Raw genomic sequence first — 20,742 nt, forward strand, 5'->3', positions numbered from 1 at the left:
TTCTTTTGATAGGTGTGTGCTGTGCGGGGCTGACTGCGAGACGGATGGCATCGCCGCCCGAGACGGCGTCTGGTGGCCGTTTGCTCTGTTGCGCACTCTGACGCAGTGCCGGGGGGCTGCCAATTAAGGTTTCATTAAGCTGGGCTTCACGGCGTCCGAATTGGGAGGAACCCCTAGACGAAAGGCACGGGCCGCCGATCAAGCCGTCAGGCCGCGTCGCCAGCCTGCAATTCCGCGAACGACACCAGCTTGCCCGCCAATGCGCTCGCCATGACGGTGGGCGGACTGGCCAGCCACACGCTTCCCGGTCCCGAGCGGCCGGGAAAGTTTCGATTGATGGCGCTGATGGTGACTTGCCCCGGTTCAGTGGACGACCCCGGACCGCAATTGGCGCAGGCCCCGCAGGACGGTTGCAAGATGCGCGCGCCAATCGCGGCAAAGGTGCGGTCATACCCTTGCGCCACGCAGTAGTCGCGCACGGCCGTGGTGCCGTACTGCAGATAGAGCGTCACGCCATCGGGCAAGCGCAGGCCGCGGTCCACGGCCCAGGCCAGCACCTGGTGATAGGCATCGAAATCTTCGCGCTTGCCGGCCGTGCAGGACCCGCCGTAAGCGATATCAATGCGCGGTCGCGCTTGCAGGCTGGAAAGCGGGATGCCGTTGCCAGGATCGCCTGGCGCGGCCACAAGGGGCGACAAGGCCGAACAATCGACGCGCAAAGTCGCCGCATAGACGGCATCGGGGTCGCTGTGCATCCAGGGTTCGACGGCCACGTCCACCCCGCGGCGTTCACGCAGGAAGCGGACGGTTTCGGCGTCCGGCGCCACGATGCCGGTCAAGCCTCCCAATTCGGCCGTCATGTTGGTCAGGGTGGCGCGCTCGTCGACAGACATCCCCGTAATGACGTCACCCGTGAACTCAAATACCTTGCCCACGCCCGCGCCTGAACGGATCTCTGGCAAGGCCAGCAGATGCAGCACGATGTCCTTGGCCGTCACGCCCGGCGGCAAGGCGCCCGCCAGGTCGACGCGCAGCGACGCTGGCAGCGTCAGGCGCACGGCGCCCGTGACAAAAGCGTTGGCCATGTCGGTTGTGCCAACGCCAAACGCCACACACCCCAGCGCGCCACTATGCGGGGTGTGGGAATCGGTGCCCACCACCACCTGCCCGGGCAGCGCGTAGTGCTCTGCCATCATCGCGTGCGAAATTCCCGCCACATTGGCGCCCCCCTCCTGCGCCGCTTCGGCTTCGGTCAAGGTGCGGTGATGCCGAAGCTGGTAGGCATCGACGAAATCGCGCTGGGCCTGGCACATGACGCGGATATTGGGGACGATGCCCGCCCTGACGTGGTTGGGGCTTTCCTCGACATACGACGTGTGGTCTTCGAACACCACGATGCGCGCGGGATCCACCAGCCGCAGCGGCCGGCCGAAGCGCGCATGCAGCATGTGCGCGGCCATGCCGGTGTAGTACTCGTGGATGAAGCGCCAGTCGGCACGGACGAAAACGCCCGCGCCTTGCGGCGCATCGGCAGGCGTGACAGGCGTTTCCAGCACGTGGCGCTGGATGATTTTTTCGAACAGCGTGCGCGGCGCATTCCGCTGCGCTGCCTGGACGTCACCCCGGCCGACGGCAGGCGCCTGCGCCACGCCTTGCAAGTGCCGCTGCCCGAACGCCAGCAACCCGCCCGCTCGCACGATGGCGGCTGCCAAGCCGTCACGGCCCGCAACGATCTCGTCCACCGTGATGGATTCGCCTCGCCGCAGGCGTTCCACCAGACCCAGGTCTGTACTGGTGTACAAGCCGATGTTGTCCGCATTTTGCCGGTAGATGCGTTCAAAGCTCTCGGCGATGACCAGCCGCACGCCGGCCCACTTTTCGGCCATGGGGCTGTGTTCCCGCGATGAGCCCTTGCCGTAGCGCTTTCCCGCCACCACCACATTGATGCCGGCCCGCTTGATCGCATCGACGCCGATGGGCTGCGCCGCCCCCGCTCTCAGGCCCGTATACGGATACCGCCCCAGCTTCTCGTCGAAATGCGTCAGGATCGGCAACGGCGTGATCTCGTCAGTGGAGACATCGTCGCGCAAGGGCACGGTGGACGACGGCTCGCGGGTGCCGTCCAGTTGCGCCAGGATGCAGGCGGGATCCTGCGAAAGAAGAAGAATCCGGGGCGCCGCGTCAAGCACGCAGGCCGGTAATGCCACGGCAGCAGTCATCGTCATTCCCATCGTCATTCAGGCGTCACCGCCGCCGCCTTGACCAGCGCCTGGCTCTTGCGGATTTCCGCATTCAATGTCTGCGCCGCCTGCTCGGCGCTGCTTCCCTGCGCCACAAAGCCCTGCGGCGACAGCGTGTTCAGCACGGCGGAAGACGCCATGGTTCGCTGCGTGGCGGCTTGCAGCGTCCGCACAATATCGTCGGGCAGCTTGGCGGGCCCGATCAGCGAAATCCAGGCGTCGTAGGAATAGTCCTTCACCCCCGACTCGTCCAGCGTCGGCACGTCGGACAGCGCCGCCACGCGCGTGGGCGTGCTGACGGCCAGGGCGCGCAGCTTGCCGGCCTGCACCTGGGCCAGCACCGACGGCACCGCCAGGAACGCCACCTGGATCTGGCCAGACATGACATCCGTGATCAACGCATTGCCGCCGCGGTACGGAATATGCATCATGCTCACGCCCGCCTTTGATTTCAGCAATTCACCTGCCAGATGCAGCACGCTGCCATTGCCGGACGATCCATAGTTGATCTTGCCGGGTTGCGCGCGGGCGGCAGCCAACAGGTCGCCGATCGTGCGGTACGGCGAGTTCTCGGCCACGACCACCACGAGGGGCGTCGTGCCGATGACCGAAATCGGCGTGATGTCCTTCACCGAGTCGTACGGCATGCTCTTGTACAGGCTGGGGTTGATGGCGTGGTTGGACGACACGATGGCCAGCGTGTAGCCATCCGGCTTGGCGGCCACCAATTGGCGCGTGCCAGGGATGCCCGCCGCGCCGGCCAGATTCTCGACGATCAGGGGCTGCGCCAGGGCCTTGCCCAGATTTTCCGCAACCACGCGGGCCACGACGTCCGCCGTGGAGCCCGGCGACGTCGGCACGATCAGGCGGATGGGATGGTCGGGATAACCGGCGGCCTGCGCGGACACCGCGGGCAGCAAGGCGCTGAATGCAAGCGTACAGGACGCCAGGAATCTGGTGGGGGTCATGTTGTCTCCGTGTCGTGGCAGCGGGGTCTGTCTGCCCCGGCTTGGGCCGCGCCCCCCAGTCACTTCAAGGGCGCGCCCTGACTATAAGGAGCGCACGCCGATTGCCGAAGTGTCGTCTCGGCAGGCCAGCCATCGCAAACGGAGATGCCGGGTCAGCCTTGCTGCGCCAGGAACTTGACCAGCGTGGCGGCGGTGGCCGACAACTGGCTTTCGGCGGGAAATACGATGCATAGCTGCCGCCGCGCCCACTCGTCGGACAGGGGACGCACCACGACATCCAGCGATTGCAGATAGAGTTCGGCAACTTGCTGCGGCATGACCGCGATGCCCAGCCCCGCATGCGTCATGCGGCACAGCGCATCCAGACTGGCCACGCGGATCTTCACCGATAACGTGGCGCCCAAGGCCTGGGCTTGCGCCGCCAGCAGTTGGGTCAGCGCACTGTTTTCGCGCAGCCCCACAAAGGTCTCGCCTGCAATGTCCTGCAGACTCAGTTGCCTGGCGGAGGCCTTGGGGTGATGGGCCGGCAGCATCACCGCCAGCCGGTCGCGCCGGTACGGCAATTGCTCCAGCCCTTCCGTGCCGGCGATGCGGTTGCAGATGCCAAAATCCGCGGCGCGCTCGCGCACCAGGCGCAGCACATCCGGGCTGTGCTGTTCTTCCAGGTCGATATCCACATCGGGAAACAGGCGCTGAAACGCCGCCACGTCTTCAGGCAGAAACTGCACGATGGCCGACAGATTGGCGACGACCCGCACATTCCCTTTTACGCCCGCATAGAAGCGCGACAGCTCCGCCCCCATGGATTCCACGGCGCCGATGATCTGCTGCGCGTGGCGCAGTACCGTCTGGCCGGCCGGGGTGGCGATCACGCCGCGCGTATGGCGTTTGATCAGCGGCAGCCCGACCAACGATTCCAGATCCGCGATACGCCGGCTGACGGCTGATGGCGCAATAAACTCGCGTTCGGCCGCCCGCGCGATGCTGTTTTCCTGGCAGACGGCGACAAACAGGCGAAGCGAGGTCAGATCAACTTTGCGCAGAAGGTTTTCCATGGCCGGGCAAACAAATACGCGGCGTGATCCGCATTGACGGGGAATCGTACACCAGGCGATCCCCCGCCCGTCTGCCGCCTTTTCCCTATGCGGCCCGCGTTTCGCGTTCCGGGTGGCGATAACGCTCCAGCAGCTCTGCCTGGCGCGACTGCGCCTGATGCGCGTTGTTCTCCTTGACGTGGCCATACCCGCGGATGGCGTCCGGCAGGTTGGCCAGCGCTAGCGCGGCGTCGCGGTTGCCGGCATCCAGCGTGCGCGAAAACTCGTCGGCCAGCGCCAGGAAGTCGGCAGCCAGCTGGCGCTCCATGCGGCGCTCGGCGGTCTTGCCGAATACATCCAGCCAGGTCCCACGCACCCGTTTCATGGGGGCCAGCATGCGAAATGCCACGCCGACCCATGCGCCGAAAGCGCGCTTCTGCAGGCGGCCCTGCGCATCGCGCCGCGCGAACGCGGGCGGCGCCAGGTAGTAGCGAAGCCGGTAGTCGCGCCCGGGCTCGCCTTCAAACTGGGCCTGCAGCTTGGCCTTGAACGCCGGGTCCGTGTACAGGCGCGCCACCTCGTATTCATCCTTATAGGCCATCAATTTGGCCAGGCTGCGCGCCACCGCGCGCGTCACCTCATGGCGACGCCCCTCGGGCATCGCCGATTCGCGCGCCCGCACGGCCTCGACGGCCGCGCGAAAACGCGCCGCGTAGGCCGCGTCCTGGTAGGCCCCGACATGCGCGGCCAGCCGCTCGATCAACCCGTCCAGCGATTCGGGCAATGCAACGACTTGCCCGGCCGCCTGCGTGGCCTTGGACGGGCGCAACGCCGCCACACCGCGATGCGCGGCTTGCCGGCCCAGTTCAAAGGCGGCCAGATTCTTATCCACCGACACGCCATTGATCTCGATCGCGCGACGCAAGCTGTCGTAGCTTAAGGGCAGGCCGCCCTTTTGCCATGCGTAGCCAAGCAGCAGCGGATTGGCGTAGATCGTATCGCCCAGCAAGGCTTCGGCCAGCGGCCCTGCCTCGATGAAATCACAGTTGCCGCCCGTGCTTGCGGCAACGGCCGCCTCTGCCTGCGCGCCAGGAAAACGCCAGGCCGGCTGCGACAGGAATGCCGCGGTGGGCGCCGCCGCGCTGTTCACCACGGCGCGTCCATGGTCGGGGCGCAGCCGCGACAGCACCTCGGGCGACGCCGACACCAGCGCATCGCAACCAATGACCAGGTCGGCCTCGCCCAGCGCGACACGGGTGGCGTGCAGGTCTTCGGGCTTGTTGGCCAGTTGCACGTGGCTAAGCACCGCGCCGCCCTTTTGCGCCAGGCCCGCCATGTCCAGCACGGTGACGCCCTTGCCTTCAATGTGCGCGGCCGCTCCCAGCAGCGCGCCGATCGTCACCACGCCGGTTCCGCCTACGCCTGCGATCACCATGCGGTAGGCCGCGCCCGCGGCGATGGCCGCGGGATCCGGCAATGGCGCCTCGGGCATCGGCGGCTGGGTCGCGCCTGCCAGGGCCGGCTTGCGCAGCACCGCCCCTTCGGCCGTGACGAAGCTGGGGCAGAACCCTTCCACGCACGAGAAGTCCTTGTTGCATGACGACTGGTTGATGCGGCGCTTGGTGCCCAGCGGCGTGTCCAGGGGTTCCACCGACAGGCAGTTGGACTTGACCGAGCAGTCACCGCAGCCTTCGCATACCGCGTCGTTGATGAAGGCCCGGCGCAGCGGATCCGGGTAATCGCCGCGCTTGCGGCGTCGCCGCTTCTCGGTGGCGCAAGTCTGGTCGTAGATCAGCACCGTCGTGCCTTCGATCTCGCGCAGCGCGCGCTGCACGTCGTCCAGCGACTTGCGATGATGCACGTCGATGCCGCCCGGCAACGCCGCCGCGCCGGCATATTTTTCTGGCTCGTCCGTGACCACCACGGTTTTCACAACCCCCTCCGCCTGCATCTGCGCCGCAATCTGCGGCACCGTCAGCACGCCGTCCACCGGCTGGCCGCCCGTCATGGCGACGGCGTCGTTGTACAGGATCTTGTAGGTGATCGACGCGCGCGCCGCGACCGCGGCGCGAATTGCCAGCAGCCCCGAATGGAAATAGGTGCCGTCGCCCAGATTGGCGAAGATATGGCGTTCGCGGGTGAAATCCTTCTGCCCCAGCCACGCCACGCCTTCGCCGCCCATCTGGCTGAAGGTGTCGGTGTCGCGGTTCATCCACATTGCCATGTAATGGCAGCCGATGCCAGCCACCGCGCGCGACCCTTCTGGCACGCGGGTGGAGGTGTTGTGCGGGCAACCCGAGCAAAACCAGGGCTTGCGCTCTTCCACCAGCGTCGGGCGCGCGGCCTCGCGTTCCTTGGCATCGATCACAGCCAGCCGCGCCGCGATGCGGGCGCGCAAGCCGGAAGACAGGTCGGCCTTGTCCAACCGCGCGGCAATGGCGCGGGCGATCAGCGCGGGCGACAGCTCGTAGCGCGCCGGCAGCAGCCAGCCGCCCCGCGGCGTGGACCATTCGCCGCCGCCATGCTCGCGCTCGTCGAACTTGCCATACACGCGCGGCCGCACGTCGTCGCGCCAGTTGTAGAGTTCTTCCTTCAGCGCGTATTCGAGGATCTGGCGCTTTTCCTCGACCACAAGAATTTCTTTCAGGCCCGTGGCGAATTCGCGCGCGCCTTGCGCGTCCAGCGGCCAGATACAGCCCACCTTCATGACGCGGATACCGGCTTCGGCACAGGCCGCCTCGTCCAGCCCCAGGTCGTTCAGGGCCTGACGCACATCCAGATACGCCTTGCCCGCCGTCATGATGCCGAACGTCGCCCGGGGCGAATCCAGCACCACGCGGTTGAGCTTGTTCGCCCGCACATACGCCAGCGCGGCATACCACTTGTGGTCCAACAAGCGGGCCTCTTGCGCCAGCGGCGAATCCGGCCAGCGAATGTTCAGACCGCCCTCCGGCAACGCCTCGTCCGGCAGCACGATGCGCACGCGCGCCGGATCCACATCCACCGATGCACTGGACTCGACGACGTCCGTCACGCACTTCATCGCCACCCACAACCCGGTGTAGCGGCTCATGGCCCAACCGTGCAGCCCGTAATCCAGGTATTCCTGGACATTGGACGGGTACAGCACCGGGATGCCACTGGCGATCAGCACATGTTCCGACTGATGCGCTACCGACGAGGACTTGGCGGCATGGTCATCGCCCGCCAACATCAGCACGCCGCCGTGCGCGGACGAGCCCGCCGAGTTGGCGTGCTTGAGCACATCCACCGAACGGTCCACGCCCGGCCCCTTGCCGTACCACATGCCAAACACGCCGTCGCGGGTCGCGCCCGGGAACAGGTTCAACTGCTGCGAGCCCCAGACGGCGGTCGCGGCCAGGTCTTCGTTCACACCGGGCTGGAACACGACGTCGTGCGACTTCAGGTGCTTCTTGGCCTTCCACAGCGCCTGGTCCAGGCCGCCCAACGGCGAGCCCCGATAGCCGGAGATGTAGCCGGCGGTGTTCAGGCCGGCCTGCTGGTCGCGCAGCTTCTGCAACAACGGCAAGCGCACAAGCGCCTGGGTGCCGCTGAGATAGATGCGGCCGGTGGTCCGGGTGTATTTGTCGTCGAGCGTCAGGCCATGGGTATCGGCCACGCCTGGGGGTAGTGGGGCGTTCACGCGCTTGTCTCCTGCATGCGGATTTGAGTGTTTTCCGCAGTGTAGGAACGCTGTTGGTTATCGTATATTCATAGTTTCAGCTAGCAGGTATTCGAAAAACAGATGGCTAACGACGTCACCCTGCGCCAGCTGCGCTATTTCGCGGCGGCCGCCCGCACTGGCCGCTTTTCCATGGCGGCGGCCGACGAACATGTTTCGCAATCGGCCGTCACCAACGCCGTGCTGGCCCTGGAATCCCAATTGGGGGTGCGCCTGTTCGACCGCCATCCGCACGGCGTCACGCTGACCCCGGAAGGCCATAATTTTCATCGGCGGACGCAGGACATTCTGGATTCGCTGGACGACGCCATCCGCGAGCCCGGCTTTCAGCGCTATGCGCTGCGCGGCACGGTGCGCATCGCCGCGTCGTACACGGTGCTGGGGTATTTCCTGCCCGACCTGCTGGCGCGCTTCCGCCGGCGCTACCCGGAGGTGGTGCTGGACCTGGTGGACCTGGACCGCCCGGACATCGAAGCGGCGGTGGCCAGCGGCGACGTCGAGCTGGGCGTGGCGCTGCTGTCCAATGTAGAAAAGCGCGAGCGATTCGGCCATCAGGTCCTGGTGCGATCGCGGCGGCAACTGTGGACGGCGTCCGGCCATCCGCTGCTGTCCGCCTCGGCGCCGTCGTTGGCCGACATCGCGCGCTATCCCTACATTCTGCTAGAGGTGGACGAAGGTGAACGGTCCACGCTGAACTACTGGCGCACGCATGGCCTGCGGCCCGATATCGCCCTGCGCACGCGGTCCATGGAAGCGCTGCGCGGGCTGGTCGCGCATGGCTTCGGCGTCACCATGCTGTCGGACATGGTCTATCGCCCCTGGTCGCTGGAAGGCCGCAAGATCGAGGCCTTGCCCATCACCGACGCCGTGCCGCCCATGGAGGCCGGGCTGCTGTGGCATCCCCGCGCGGGGCTGGCCAAGCCGGCCGATGCCTTTCGACAGTTCATGATGGTGGCTTGCGGGGTGTAGGGGGCTACACCAGCACGGCCCCCTTGCGGCGCGTGAACCGCGTCAGCGAATCAAGCGCCATCGCATGCATGGCCGCCACCGACGGCAGCAACGTTTCTTCCTTGCGCGTCAGCACGCCGACAATGCGCTCCACCGTCGGTTCAGACAGCGGCACGAAGGCCAGGCCCGAGCCGACCGCCGGCCGCGCCAGCACCGGCAGCACCGTAACGCCCAAGCCGCCGACCACGCTGGCCAGCAACGACGCGCGGTTGGACACCACCATGGCCGGATCGTCGATGACGTGCCCCAGTTGCCGGCTCTTCAAGCTGTCGAACGTGGCGTTTCCGATCAGGCGTTCGGCTTCCAGCGCCGACCACGGCACCGGGCCACGCCGGCGCGCCAGCGGATGCCCCTTTCGGCACACCAGCCCGAACGCATCCCGCGCAACGGGCGTGAACGCCACCTCGGCCGTGCGCGGCACCTGGCCCGCCACGCCCACCTGCACTTCACCGGTCAGCACCAGCCGGTGCACATCCTGCGACGATTCATCCAGGGCGCGGATGCGGATGTCCGGGTGGCTGCGGGCGTAGCGCTCCAGCAGCTTTGGCAGCCATTCGTCGGCCAGCGACGGCATCACCGCCAGCGACACGGGTCCGGTATGGCCCATGCCCAGCTGGCGCGCGGCATCCAGCACGCGGTCATGCGTGGCCAGCAGTTCACGCAGCAGCGGCGCCACTGCATGGCCCAACGGCGTCAGTTGCGCCCGCTTGCCCGCTTCGAACAGGGGCGCGCCCAGTTGCTGCTCCAGGTCCTGCATGGCGGCCGACACCGCGGCCTGCGAACGGTGCGTGCCCTCGGCCGCCAAGCGGAAGCTGCCGTGGTCGGCGGCCAGCAGGAACTGGCGCAGGTGCTGGATCTTCAAGGGGGATGGCATGGCGTCGCAACAGACAAAATTCAGGTTTTCCGAAATTAACTTACGTTAATTTGGATTGTCAAAATTCCAGGCCGCCCTCAACAATGCAGGCATCGTTCATCAAGCATGCATGGGAGCAGCGGAATGGCTTTGCAAGTGCGAAAAATCGTCAGTTACGTCGAAAAGACCTGCATTGAAGGCGGCAAGGCGGCCGAGCGGCCGTTGATCATGATCGTGGCGGCCGCCGTGATCCGTAACCCGTGGGCGGGCCTGCCTTTCCAGGAAGACCTGCGCCCGCAGATCCTGGAAGCCGCGCCGCCGCTGGGCGAGTTGCTGGTGGAAGAGATCCTGCGCCAGGCGGGTTCCGCCGACCAGATCGAAGCCTACGGCAAGGCCGCCGTGGTGGGCACCGCCGGTGAAGTCGAACATGCGTCGGCGCTGATCCATACCCTGCGCTTCGGCAACGCCTACCGCAACGCCGTGGGCGGCACCAGCTACCTCAGTTTCACCAATACGCGCGGCGGTCCGGGCTGCGTGATCTCGGTGCCGCTGATGCACAAGCTGGACGAAGGCCTGCGGTCACACTACCTGACCGTGCAGACCAATATCAATGATGCCCCCGCGCCGGACGAGATCGTGATCGCGCTGGGCGCCGCCACCTCTGGCCGCCCCCATCACCGGATCGGCAACCGCTATTCCGATCTGCAGGAATTGGCGCAAGAGGCGCAATCGAAATGAGCGCGCCCCGCCGTCGCTCCGGCCAGGGCGCGCCGCTGGTGCTGCTGCACGGCGTCGGGCTGGATCACACGCTATGGGACGATCTGGTTCCGCTGCTGGAACCAGATTTCGAGGTGCTGCGCTACGACCTGCTGGGCCATGGCGCGGCCCCGGGCCTCACGGGCGAAGCGCGCGTGCAGGACTTCATCGCGCAGCTTGACGCCGAGCTGGACCGGGCCGGCTGGCAGCGCGCCAGCGTGCTGGGCTATTCCATGGGCGGCTTGATCGCGGGGGCTTATGCCGCCGCCCGACCGCAGCGTGTCGAACGCCTGGTGTTGCTTAGCACGGTGTTCCAGCGCACGCCAGAAGAGGCCCGCGCCGTGACGGCCCGCCTGACCGCGGCCGCCACCCAGGATGTGGAGGCCGCTGCCGCGATATCGCTGCAACGCTGGTTCACGCCCGAATTCCTGGCCACACGCCCGCAGCGGGTGGCCGCCATCGGCCAGCGCCTGGTCCGCAACGACCGCGCCAGCTTCCTAGTGGCATACCGGCTGTTCGCGCAGGGCGATCCGATACTGGGGCAGGCAGCGCCGGATATCGCCTGCCCGACCCTTGCGATGACAGGCGAACAGGATGTTGGGTCCACTGCCCGCATGACCCGGGGCCTGGCGCGCGCGCTGCCCGACGGCCGAGCCCGGGTCGTGGAAGGCCAACGGCATATGCTGCCGGTGGAAGCTCCCGCCGTGGTGGCATCGGCCCTGCAAGCATTTCTACTGCCGAAAACCGCCGAATCGCCCGCCTGACAGAGGCGATCGGCCATCGCCCCGAAGGGGCGGAGATGGAGACAACCCCATGAATCGCAGAACCGTACTGAAGCACCTGGCCCTGGCCGCCGCGGCGCCCGCCGCTCTGTCGCTAAGCCGCCATGCCGCAGCCCGAGAAGCGCCTTTGCGCGTGATCGTGCCCTTCCCCCCGGGCGGAGGCACCGATGTGCTGGGCCGGGTCATCGCGGCCACGCTGGAGGGCGCGTTGGACCGCCCTGTCGTCGTCGAGAACAAGCCCGGGGCCAGCGGCATGCTGGGCGCGGACTACACCGCCAACGCCGCCAAGGATGGCAGCGTGCTGTTGTTCGCGGGGCTGGTGCCGTCGGTGCGCTATTACACCCGCCCGCCGGAAGACGTGCTCAAGCAGCTGGCGCCGGTATGCGCGATCGCAAGTTCGCCCTACATGGTGGCCGTCAACAGCGACCTGCCGGCCAAGACACTGGCCGAACTCGTGGCCCAAGCCAGGCGCGAACCCAAAGGGCTGACCTTCGGATCGCCCGGCAACGCCACGCCGCAGCATCTGGCTACCGAGCTGCTGCAAGCCGCCTGCGGCATCGACATGCTGCACGTTCCGTATCGCGGCACGGGGCCGATGATGACGGATCTGCTGGGCGGCCAGATCCAGCTGGTCGTGGCGACGGTGGCGGCGGTCGAGCCTTACCTGAAGGGCGGACGCCTGCGGGTGCTGGCAGTGACCAGCCGCGAACGCCTCCCCAAGTATCCGGACATTCCCACCGTCGCCGAAAGCGGCTACCCGGCTTTTGAGGCGCAGATTCGTTTTGGCACGTATTGCGCCGCGGGCACGCCGCAAGCGACGATCGCCGCGCTGAACCAGGGCATCAACCGCGCGCTGCAAACCGAGGGCGTGCGGGCCAAGCTGGCCGAACAGGGCTTCCAGCCCACGGGCGGCACGCCGGCGCAGTTGCAACAGGCTTTGCTAACGGAAATCCGCGACGTGGCCGCGCTGGTAAAGGCAGGCAAGGTGCGGGTGGACTTGTAGCGATCTGTAGCGGCCGGTAGCGAAAGCGGCGCAACGCCGACAGGTGGCGTGATTAGAATTCGGTCTTCTTCGTCCCTGTCCGCCTGCGATGCCCCGCCCCCTATCCTTCTTGACCGGCGCCCTGACCTTGTCCGCCCTGTTGGCGGGCGGCGTGGCGCGCGCCGCAAGCGGCCCTTGCCCAGAGGCGGCCGACATCGTGCGCAGCGTGTATCAAAACCAGGACAAGCCCGACCGCGAAGGCCGCATCCGCTTAAAGCAAGGCCACGCCTTCGTGACGCTGTCGGACGCGGATGTCGGCGCGCCCTTCGCGGTGGCGTGCAAGGCCTGGCCGGCCAATCCAGACTTGCTGCTGGTGGCGGTGCCGTTGATGCAAGCCACGCCCGACCCCGAGAACGGCCACGAAGGCGATCTGGAAGTGCTGGTGCTGGACCGCCAGACGTTGCAAGTGCGGCAGCGCCGCACGGTGGTTGATCTGATGTCGGACGATGCCCTGCGCATCGCCAGCCTGTCGTTCGATACGGCGCGCTATGACGTCACGGCCGACCGCCGTGCGTTTGGTATCCGCATCGAACGCGAAGGCGCCTCGCGCGCCAACCCCATGGACGAAACCAGCTTGCGGCTCTTCACCGTGGAAGACAACGAATTGCGCCTGGTGCTCGACGGCCTGATCGTCAACCACTCGTCCGGCCAATGGGACACGAGCTGCGCGGGCAAATTCACGGAACGCGCGGTCAGCCTGGCGATAGGCACCAGGCAAACCAAGGGCTACCGCGACCTGGTCGCCACCGATTCGCACTCGTCCAGCCGTGCCGCAGTGCAGCAAGGCGGCTGCGAAGAAAAAACCGTCAGCCAGGGCAAGACGCGCCACACGCTGCGCTTTGACGGCAAGCGTTATCGGATTCCCAAAGCGCTGCGCTCGATAGACAGCGAGACCGCTGGATAACCACCATTTACAAGCGGGGCCGTCTCTGTGCATGCTGCCTAGCTGATCCGGCGTAGATCGGGCGCACCATGGAGACGACATGCCTAGTCAGGAATCCCTGCATTCCGCCCATATCCGCGAGATCGAACAGGTCGGCCAAGGCCGCCCCACGCAGCGCGACGCGCATGTGGTGCGCAGTTGGCTGCGCTGCCTGGACCAATACCGGCTGGATCCGGCCCAGGCGTGCGAGGCGTATATCGTCCCTGACGGCCGCCTGCGCGAACACCGCCAGCAATCCGAAGCCCTGATCAGCATCGCCCGCAGCGGGCTGGACCATCTTTTCCGCCAGGTCGCGGGCCAGAACTACGTGCTATTGCTGGCCGACCGCCAGGGCGTCACGGTGGAGTTCCTGGGCGACCCGTCGCAGACCGACAAGCTGCGCAAAGCCGGGTTGTACCTGGGGTCGGAATGGTCGGAACCGCGCGCTGGCACCTGCGCCGTGGGCGCCTGCCTGGAAACCGGCGAAGCACTGACCATCCACCAGACCGATCACTTCGACAACACCCATACGCCGCTTTCCTGCACCGCCGCGCCCATCTACAACGCCGACGGCGAACTGGCGGCCGTGCTGGATATTTCGCTGCTCAGTTCCCCCAGCCTGAAGGCCAGCCAGAACCTGGCGCTGCATCTGGTCAACAGCACCACCCGCCGCATCGAACTGGCCAACCTGATGGCGCGCACGCGCAACGAATGGGTGTTGCGCTTTGCGCGGTCGCCCGAATTCCTGGACGTGGATCCCGAAGCCGCGATCTCGCTGGACGGCGCCGGCCGCATCCTGGGCATGACACATTCCGGGGCCAAGCTGCTGGCCCGCGCAGCCGGGCTGGACTGGCGCCAACCCGCCGACCTGATCGGCCAACCCGTCACGCGTTTCTTCGAGGTACAGCTGGATGACCTGCCGCAATTCACGCGCGGCCATGCGCCGCAGGACCGCCTGATCGTCGCGCGCGACGGCAATGCGCTATTCGCCCACGCCATTGAACCCAACCGCCATGCGCGTGGCGCGTCCGTCGCCGTGCGCGCCACGACCTCGGCCCTGCGCGGGCTGGACGGCGGTGACGCCAGGATGGCGGCGTTGCAGACGCGCGCCGCCAAACTGGCGCGCCAGGGGCTGCCCATTCTGTTGCAAGGCGAAACCGGCGTGGGCAAGGAATACCTGGCGCGAGCCATCCACGAAGACAGCCGGCGGCCGGGCAGCTTTGTCGCGGTGAACTGCGCGGCCATCCCGGAATCCCTGATCGAAAGCGAACTGTTCGGCTATCTGCCGGGCGCCTACACGGGCGCTGCGCCCAAGGGGCGCAAGGGCCTCATCGAAGCGTCCGACGGCGGCACGCTGTTCCTGGACGAGATCGGCGACATGCCGTTGACGTTGCAAAGCCGTTTGCTACGCGTGCTGGCGGAATCCGAGGTCACGCCCATCGGCGCCAATGCGCCACGCGCGGTGCGCCTGACCTTGATATCGGCCTCGCACCGCGATCTGGGCGCGCGGGTGCGCGAGGGCGGGTTCCGCGAAGACCTGTATTACCGCATCAACGCGGCCACGCTCACGGTGCCGCCGCTGCGCGAACGCCAGGACCTGGATTGGCTCATCGCGCGCATGCTGGCGCGGCATCAGGACGAGTCCGGCGCGCCCGTGCTGTCCGCGCGGGCGCTGCGGGCGTTGAAGGCACACGCCTGGCCCGGCAATATCCGCGAACTGGCCAACGTGATCGCGGTAGCCGCGGCGCTGTGCGAACACGGCGTGATCGAACCGCAGGATCTGCCCGAAGCGCTCGCGCCCGCGGGCCACGCCGCCACGGCTGAAGAGGCCGCGCTGCGGTCCGCGTTGGCCAGTTGCGCCGGCAATGTCTCGGAGGCCGCCAGGCGGATGGGCGTGGACCGCTCCACCGTGCATCGCCAGATGCGTCGCTACGGGCTGACGCCACGGCGCTGACGCCACACTGCGCCGCCACAGGTGTGGCGCGCGCCACACCCGCTGCGTGGCGCCGCGTCCCCGCCGCCCTGCGGCCACGGGCCTGGCGCGGCGAGCCGGAAGCTGGCACGGCAATTGCATGGTGATCCTTGACGCCCACCGGCCGGCACAGGCCGGGGCCGTCATCGGAACGCCACGACAACGCCCGCCACGGGCAAGGAGACAAGACATGCCGAACGATCACGCCGACGCCGCGTTGGACGCGGTGCTAGCGCGCCTGAACACCGCGCTGGGCAACAAAGACATCGAAGGTGTCGCCCGGTTGTTCCAGGACGACTGCTATTGGCGCGACCTGGTGCTGTTCAGCTGGAACCTGCGCACCCTGGAGGGGCACGCCCAGATCCGCGACATGCTCGCTTCGCAACTGCCGCAGGTCGAACCGGTGCGCTTCACCCGCGACGACCGTGAGGCCGTGGCCGACGAGGGCGGACTGTTGCAAGGCTGGCTGCACATCGACACCAACCTGGCGCGCGGCTACGGGCACATCCGCGTCAAGGACGGCAAGATCTGGACGCTGCTGACCACCATGTCCGAACTCAAGGGCCACGAAGAACCCAGCGGCACGCGCCGCCCCAAGGGCGCCGAACACGGCAACCGCCGCGAACGCCAGACCTGGCTGGAAAAGCGCGAACAGGAAGCGGCCGAACTGGGCTATCAGACGCAGCCCTATGTGCTGATCATCGGCGGCGGACAAGGCGGCATCGCACTGGGCGCGCGGCTGCGCCAGTTGGACGTGCCCACGATCATCATCGAAAAGAACGAGCGCGCCGGCGACAGTTGGAGGAAGCGCTACAAGTCCTTGTGCCTGCACGACCCGGTCTGGTATGACCACCTGCCCTACATCCCCTTTCCCGAAAACTGGCCCGTCTTCGCACCCAAGGACAAGGTTGGCGACTGGCTCGAGATGTACACGAAGGTGATGGAACTGAACTACTGGACCTCCAGCGTCTGCCAGTCGGCGCGCTACGACGCGCAGAAGCAGGAATGGGAAGTCACCGTGTTGCGCGAGGGCAAGCCCGTGGTGCTGCGGCCCAAGCAGCTGGTGCTTGCCACCGGCATGTCGGGCAAGCCCAACATTCCGCGCTTTCCGGGGCAGGACGTTTTCCAGGGCGAGCAGCAGCATTCATCGCAGCACCCCGGCCCCGACGCATACCGCGGCAAGAACGTGGTGGTGATCGGCGCCAACAATTCCGCTCACGATATCTGCGCGGCGTTGTGGGAAGGCGGCGCCAACGTCACGATGGTGCAGCGCTCGTCCACGCACATCGTCCGGTCGGACACGTTGATGGACATCGGCCTGGGCGGGCTGTATTCCGAACAGGCGCTGGCCAACGGCATGACGACGCGCAAGGCGGATCTGACGTTCGCTTCGCTGCCCTACAAGATCATGGCGCAGTTCCAGATTCCGCTTTACGACCAGATGCGTGAACGCGACGCCGAGTTCTACGCCAAGCTTGAGAAAGCGGGTTTCATGCTGGACTGGGGCGACGACGGCTCGGGCCTTTTCATGAAATACCTGCGGCGCGGCTCGGGCTATTACATTGACGTGGGCGCCTGCGACCTCATCATCGATGGCAGCATCAAGCTGCAATCCGGCACCGACGTCAGCCATCTGACGCGCGACGCCGTCGTGCTGAAGAACGGCGTGACGCTGCCCGCGGACCTGGTCGTCTATGCCACTGGCTACGGCTCGATGAACGGCTGGGCCGCCGACCTGATCAGCCAGGACGTCGCTGACAAGGTGGGCAAGTGCTGGGGCCTGGGGTCGGACACCACCAAGGATCCTGGCCCCTGGGAGGGCGAACAGCGCAACATGTGGAAGCCCACGCAGCAGGAGGGCCTGTGGTTCCACGGCGGCAACCTGCACCAGTCCCGCCACTATTCCCAGTACCTGTCCCTGCAATTGAAGGCGCGCCAGGTCGGGCTGCCGGTGCAGGTCTACGGCCTGCAAGCCGTGCACCACCAGCGGTAGCGCCACCGGCCTCCCCCCGCGCAAGCGGCGCCTTCGGCCCGCTTGCGCTCCGGGGCGACCCACGGTAAATTGTTGACAATCTGGCGGCCAATCCCGCCTTATTCCGAATATTTACGCTAAATCCGGACAGATTGTTGACACCATGAGCAAAGTGCTGACGTTGCCGGGCCACCCGCCGGGCGATGGCGAAACGTTGTCGGATCACATCTTCAAGAAGATCCAGGCCGCCATTGTCAAAGGCGAAATCGCCCCGGGCAGCAAGATTTCCGAACCCGAACTGGCGCGCCAGCACGGCGTCAGCCGGGGACCGCTGCGCGAGGCCCTGCACCGCCTGGAAGGCCAAAAGCTGCTGGTGCGCGTGCCGCACGCCGGCGCCCGCGTCGTATCGCTGTCGCAGCAAGAGCTGTCCGAACTCTACGAAATCCGGGAATCGCTGGAAGGCATGGCCTGCCGCCTGGCCGCCGAACGCATGCCGCCCGCCGAAATCGCCGAACTGCGCGGCGTGCTGGAAGCCCACGAACGCGACGCCGCCTTCCAGGCCGGCCTGGGCTACTACCAGCAGGAAGGCGATTACGACTTCCACTACCGCATCGTCAAGGGCAGCGGCAACCAGATGCTGTTCCGCATGCTTTGCGACGAGCTCTACCAACTGGCGCGCATGTACCGCATCCAGTATTCGACAACGCCGAACCGCCCGCGGCAGGCCTACGCCGAACACCACCGCATTCTTGACGCCATCGCGGACCACGACGGCGAGCTGGCCGAAATCCTGATGCGCCGGCATATCCGCGCATCCCGAATCAACATCGAACAACAGATCGCCCAGAGCAACCTGCGGCGCACGGAGGCATGATGAATCACTCGTACCGTAAAACCCTGCCCGGCACCCGCCTGGACTATTTCGACGCGCGCGCCGCCGTCGAGGCGATCGCGCCCGGCGCCTACGCCGGCCTGCCGTACACGTCCCGCGTGCTGGCGGAAAACCTGGTTCGCCGATGCGATCCCGCCATGCTGACCGACGCGCTCAAGCAGCTGATCGAACGCCGCCGCGACCTGGATTTTCCGTGGTTTCCGGCGCGCGTGGTCTGTCATGACATCCTGGGCCAGACAGCCTTGGTCGACCTGGCGGGCCTGCGCGATGCGATTGCCGACATGGGCGGCGACCCGGCCAAGGTGAACCCGGTGGTGCCGGTGCAGTTGATCGTCGACCACTCGCTGGCCGTGGAATTCGACGGCAACGATCCCGACGCCTTCGCCAAGAACCGCGCAGTTGAAGACCGCCGCAACGAAGACCGCTTCCACTTCATCGACTGGACCAAACAAGCCTTCCGCAATATCGAAGTCGTGCCCCCTGGCAACGGCATCATGCACCAGATCAACCTGGAGCGGATGTCGCCCGTGATCTACACGCAAGACGGCGTGGCTTTCCCCGACACCCTGGTCGGCACCGACAGCCACACGCCGCACGTGGATGCGCTGGGCGTCATCGCCATCGGCGTGGGCGGCCTGGAAGCCGAAAACGTGATGCTGGGCCGCGCGTCCTGGATGCGCCTGCCGGACATCATCGGCGTGGAGCTCACGGGCCGCGCGCAACCTGGCATCACCGCCACCGACGTCGTGCTGACGCTGACCGAATTCCTGCGAAAGGAAAAGGTGGTGGGCGCCTATCTGGAGTTCTACGGCGAAGGCGCCGCCAGCCTGACGCTGGGCGACCGCGCCACGATTTCGAACATGGCGCCCGAGTACGGCGCCACCGCCGCGATGTTCTCGATCGACCAGCAGACCATCGACTACCTGCGCCTGACCGGCCGCGAGGACGAGCAGATCGCATTGGTGGAAACCTACGCCAAGACCGCGGGCCTGTGGTCCGACAGCTTGAAGACGGCCGAATACGAACGCGTGCTGCGCTTCGACCTGTCTACGGTCGTGCGCACGTTGGCCGGTCCGTCGAATCCGCATCGTCGCCTGCCGGTGTCCGACCTGGCGGCGCGCGGCATCTCGGGCGTCGTGGAAAACGAGCCGGGCCGGATGCCCGACGGCGCCGTCATCATCGCGGCCATCACCAGCTGCACCAACACCAGCAATCCGCGCAACGTGATCGCCGCGGGCCTGCTGGCGCGCAACGCCAACCGCGCCGGCCTGTCGCGCAAGCCGTGGGTGAAGAGTTCGCTAGCGCCGGGATCCAAGGCCGTGCAGCTGTACCTGGACGAAGCCGGCCTGACGGAAGACCTGGAAAAACTGGGATTCGGCGTCGTCGCATTCGCCTGTACCACGTGCAACGGCATGTCGGGCGCGCTGGACCCCGTGATCCAGCAGGAAATCATCGACCGCGACCTCTATGCCACCGCCGTACTGTCCGGCAACCGCAACTTCGACGGCCGCATCCATCCCTACGCCAAGCAGGCCTTTTTGGCTTCGCCCCCGCTGGTCGTGGCCTACGCCATCGCCGGCACCATCCGCTTCGACATCGAACGCGATGTACTGGGCACCGGCGCCGACGGCCGCGAGATCCGCTTGAAAGACATCTGGCCCACCGACGAAGAGATCGACGCGGTGGTCAAGGCATCGGTCAAGCCCGAGCAGTTCCGCAAGGTCTACGCGCCGATGTTCGGCATCCAGGACGACCGCAAGGCCGGCGTCAGCCCGCTTTACGCCTGGCGCGCGCAAAGCACCTACATCCGCCGTCCGCCGTACTGGGAAGGCGCGCTGGCAGGCGCCCGCACGCTGCGCGGCATGCTGCCGCTGGCCGTCCTGGGCGACAACATCACCACCGACCACCTGTCGCCGTCCAACGCCATCATGCTGGACAGCGCAGCCGGCGAATACCTGGACAAGATGGGTCTGCCGGAAGAAGACTTCAACTCGTACGCGACCCACCGCGGCGACCACCTGACCGCGCAGCGCGCCACCTTTGCCAACCCCAAGCTCTATAACGAGATGGTGCTGAACGACGACGGCACCGTGAAGCAAGGTTCGCTGGCGCGCGTGGAACCGGAAGGCCAGGTCATGCGCATGTGGGAAGCCATCGAAACCTACATGGACCGCAAGCAACCGCTGATCATCGTGGCCGGCGCCGACTACGGCCAGGGGTCATCGCGCGACTGGGCCGCCAAAGGCGTGCGCCTGGCCGGCGTGGAAGCCATCGTGGCCGAAGGGTTCGAACGTATCCACCGCACCAACCTGATCGGCATGGGCGTGTTGCCGCTGGAATTCAAACCCGGCGTGAACCGCAAGACGCTGGGCCTGGATGGCACCGAAAGCTACGACGTCATCGGCGAACGCAAGCCCCGCGCCGACCTGACGCTGGTGATCCACCGCCGCAATGGCGAGACCGTGCAGGTGGCCGTCACCTGCCGTCTGGACACCGCGGAAGAAGTGTCCATCTACGAAGCCGGCGGCGTGCTGCAGCGCTTTGCCCAGGACTTCCTGGAAGCCGAATCCGTGGCCGGCGCCAAACAGGCCAGCTGAT

General features: G+C 66.7%; 14 protein-coding genes. 9 read left to right on the forward strand and 5 right to left on the reverse strand.

Going from position 1 to position 20,742, the window contains the following annotated elements:
• Nucleotides 1-206: 206 nt before the first annotated feature.
• The 4 genes from CQ050_RS12035 to CQ050_RS12050 form a co-directional block, all read right to left on the reverse strand.
• Nucleotides 207-2,225, reverse strand: a complete 2,019-nt coding sequence (locus CQ050_RS12035; RefSeq protein ID WP_369868273.1) for an aconitase family protein — start codon at nucleotides 2,223-2,225, stop codon at nucleotides 207-209.
• Nucleotides 2,226-2,233: 8 nt separating this feature from the next.
• A complete protein-coding gene (locus CQ050_RS12040) occupies nucleotides 2,234-3,208 on the reverse strand; it encodes a tripartite tricarboxylate transporter substrate binding protein (protein ID WP_105557054.1) in 975 nt (324 codons plus the stop codon).
• A gap of 152 nt (nucleotides 3,209-3,360) precedes the next feature.
• On the reverse strand, nucleotides 3,361-4,263 hold the full coding sequence (locus tag CQ050_RS12045; protein ID WP_105557055.1) for a LysR family transcriptional regulator: 903 nt from the start codon (nucleotides 4,261-4,263) through the stop codon (nucleotides 3,361-3,363).
• Between the two features lie 85 nt (nucleotides 4,264-4,348).
• Complete coding sequence (locus tag CQ050_RS12050; RefSeq protein WP_105557056.1) at nucleotides 4,349-7,906, reverse strand: indolepyruvate ferredoxin oxidoreductase family protein; 3,558 nt, start codon at nucleotides 7,904-7,906, stop codon at nucleotides 4,349-4,351.
• Between the two features lie 102 nt (nucleotides 7,907-8,008).
• Between CQ050_RS12050 and CQ050_RS12055 the strand changes: the two genes are divergently transcribed.
• Nucleotides 8,009-8,914: a LysR substrate-binding domain-containing protein gene (locus CQ050_RS12055; RefSeq protein ID WP_105557057.1), complete on the forward strand. Its 906-nt coding sequence runs from the start codon at nucleotides 8,009-8,011 to the stop codon at nucleotides 8,912-8,914.
• Nucleotides 8,915-8,918: 4 nt separating this feature from the next.
• Here CQ050_RS12055 and CQ050_RS12060 read toward each other — a convergent pair whose 3' ends face one another.
• The gene (locus CQ050_RS12060) at nucleotides 8,919-9,827 is read right to left on the reverse strand and encodes a LysR family transcriptional regulator (RefSeq protein ID WP_105557058.1); all 909 of its coding nucleotides are present in this window, start codon (nucleotides 9,825-9,827) and stop codon (nucleotides 8,919-8,921) included.
• 123 nt (nucleotides 9,828-9,950) lie between these two features.
• Between CQ050_RS12060 and CQ050_RS12065 the strand changes: the two genes are divergently transcribed.
• The 8 genes from CQ050_RS12065 to acnD all read left to right on the forward strand — a co-directional run bounded on the left by CQ050_RS12065 (nucleotide 9,951) and on the right by acnD (nucleotide 20,741).
• Nucleotides 9,951-10,544, forward strand: a complete 594-nt coding sequence (locus CQ050_RS12065) for an amino acid synthesis family protein (RefSeq protein ID WP_105557059.1) — start codon at nucleotides 9,951-9,953, stop codon at nucleotides 10,542-10,544.
• Nucleotides 10,541-11,326 (forward strand): alpha/beta fold hydrolase, encoded by a 786-nt coding sequence (locus tag CQ050_RS12070; protein WP_105557060.1) that lies wholly within the window; start codon nucleotides 10,541-10,543, stop codon nucleotides 11,324-11,326. The genes CQ050_RS12065 and CQ050_RS12070 overlap by 4 nt, the downstream gene beginning before the upstream one ends.
• 49 nt (nucleotides 11,327-11,375) lie before the next feature.
• Nucleotides 11,376-12,347 carry a tripartite tricarboxylate transporter substrate binding protein gene (locus CQ050_RS12075; RefSeq protein WP_105557061.1) on the forward strand — a complete coding sequence of 324 codons (972 nt, stop codon included), beginning with the start codon at nucleotides 11,376-11,378 and terminating at the stop codon, nucleotides 12,345-12,347.
• Nucleotides 12,348-12,474: 127 nt separating this feature from the next.
• Entirely contained in the window at nucleotides 12,475-13,290 is an 816-nt protein-coding gene (locus CQ050_RS12080; protein WP_233213980.1) for a hypothetical protein, read from the forward strand.
• 79 nt (nucleotides 13,291-13,369) lie between these two features.
• Nucleotides 13,370-15,262 (forward strand): sigma-54-dependent Fis family transcriptional regulator, encoded by a 1,893-nt coding sequence (locus CQ050_RS12085; RefSeq protein WP_105557062.1) that lies wholly within the window; start codon nucleotides 13,370-13,372, stop codon nucleotides 15,260-15,262.
• A 208-nt stretch (nucleotides 15,263-15,470) separates the two neighbouring features.
• Nucleotides 15,471-17,273 carry an NAD(P)/FAD-dependent oxidoreductase gene (locus CQ050_RS12090; protein ID WP_105557063.1) on the forward strand — a complete coding sequence of 601 codons (1,803 nt, stop codon included), beginning with the start codon at nucleotides 15,471-15,473 and terminating at the stop codon, nucleotides 17,271-17,273.
• A gap of 142 nt (nucleotides 17,274-17,415) precedes the next feature.
• A complete protein-coding gene (locus CQ050_RS12095) occupies nucleotides 17,416-18,126 on the forward strand; it encodes a GntR family transcriptional regulator (RefSeq protein ID WP_105557064.1) in 711 nt (236 codons plus the stop codon).
• Nucleotides 18,126-20,741 carry a Fe/S-dependent 2-methylisocitrate dehydratase AcnD gene (gene acnD / locus CQ050_RS12100; protein ID WP_105557065.1) on the forward strand — a complete coding sequence of 872 codons (2,616 nt, stop codon included), beginning with the start codon at nucleotides 18,126-18,128 and terminating at the stop codon, nucleotides 20,739-20,741. The genes CQ050_RS12095 and acnD overlap by 1 nt, the downstream gene beginning before the upstream one ends.
• The last annotated feature ends 1 nt before the right edge of the window (nucleotide 20,742 follow it).

Origin of the sequence: Achromobacter sp. MYb9 (genome assembly GCF_002975275.1) — a bacterium.
Taxonomy (GTDB): Bacteria; Pseudomonadota; Gammaproteobacteria; order Burkholderiales; family Burkholderiaceae_B; genus Achromobacter.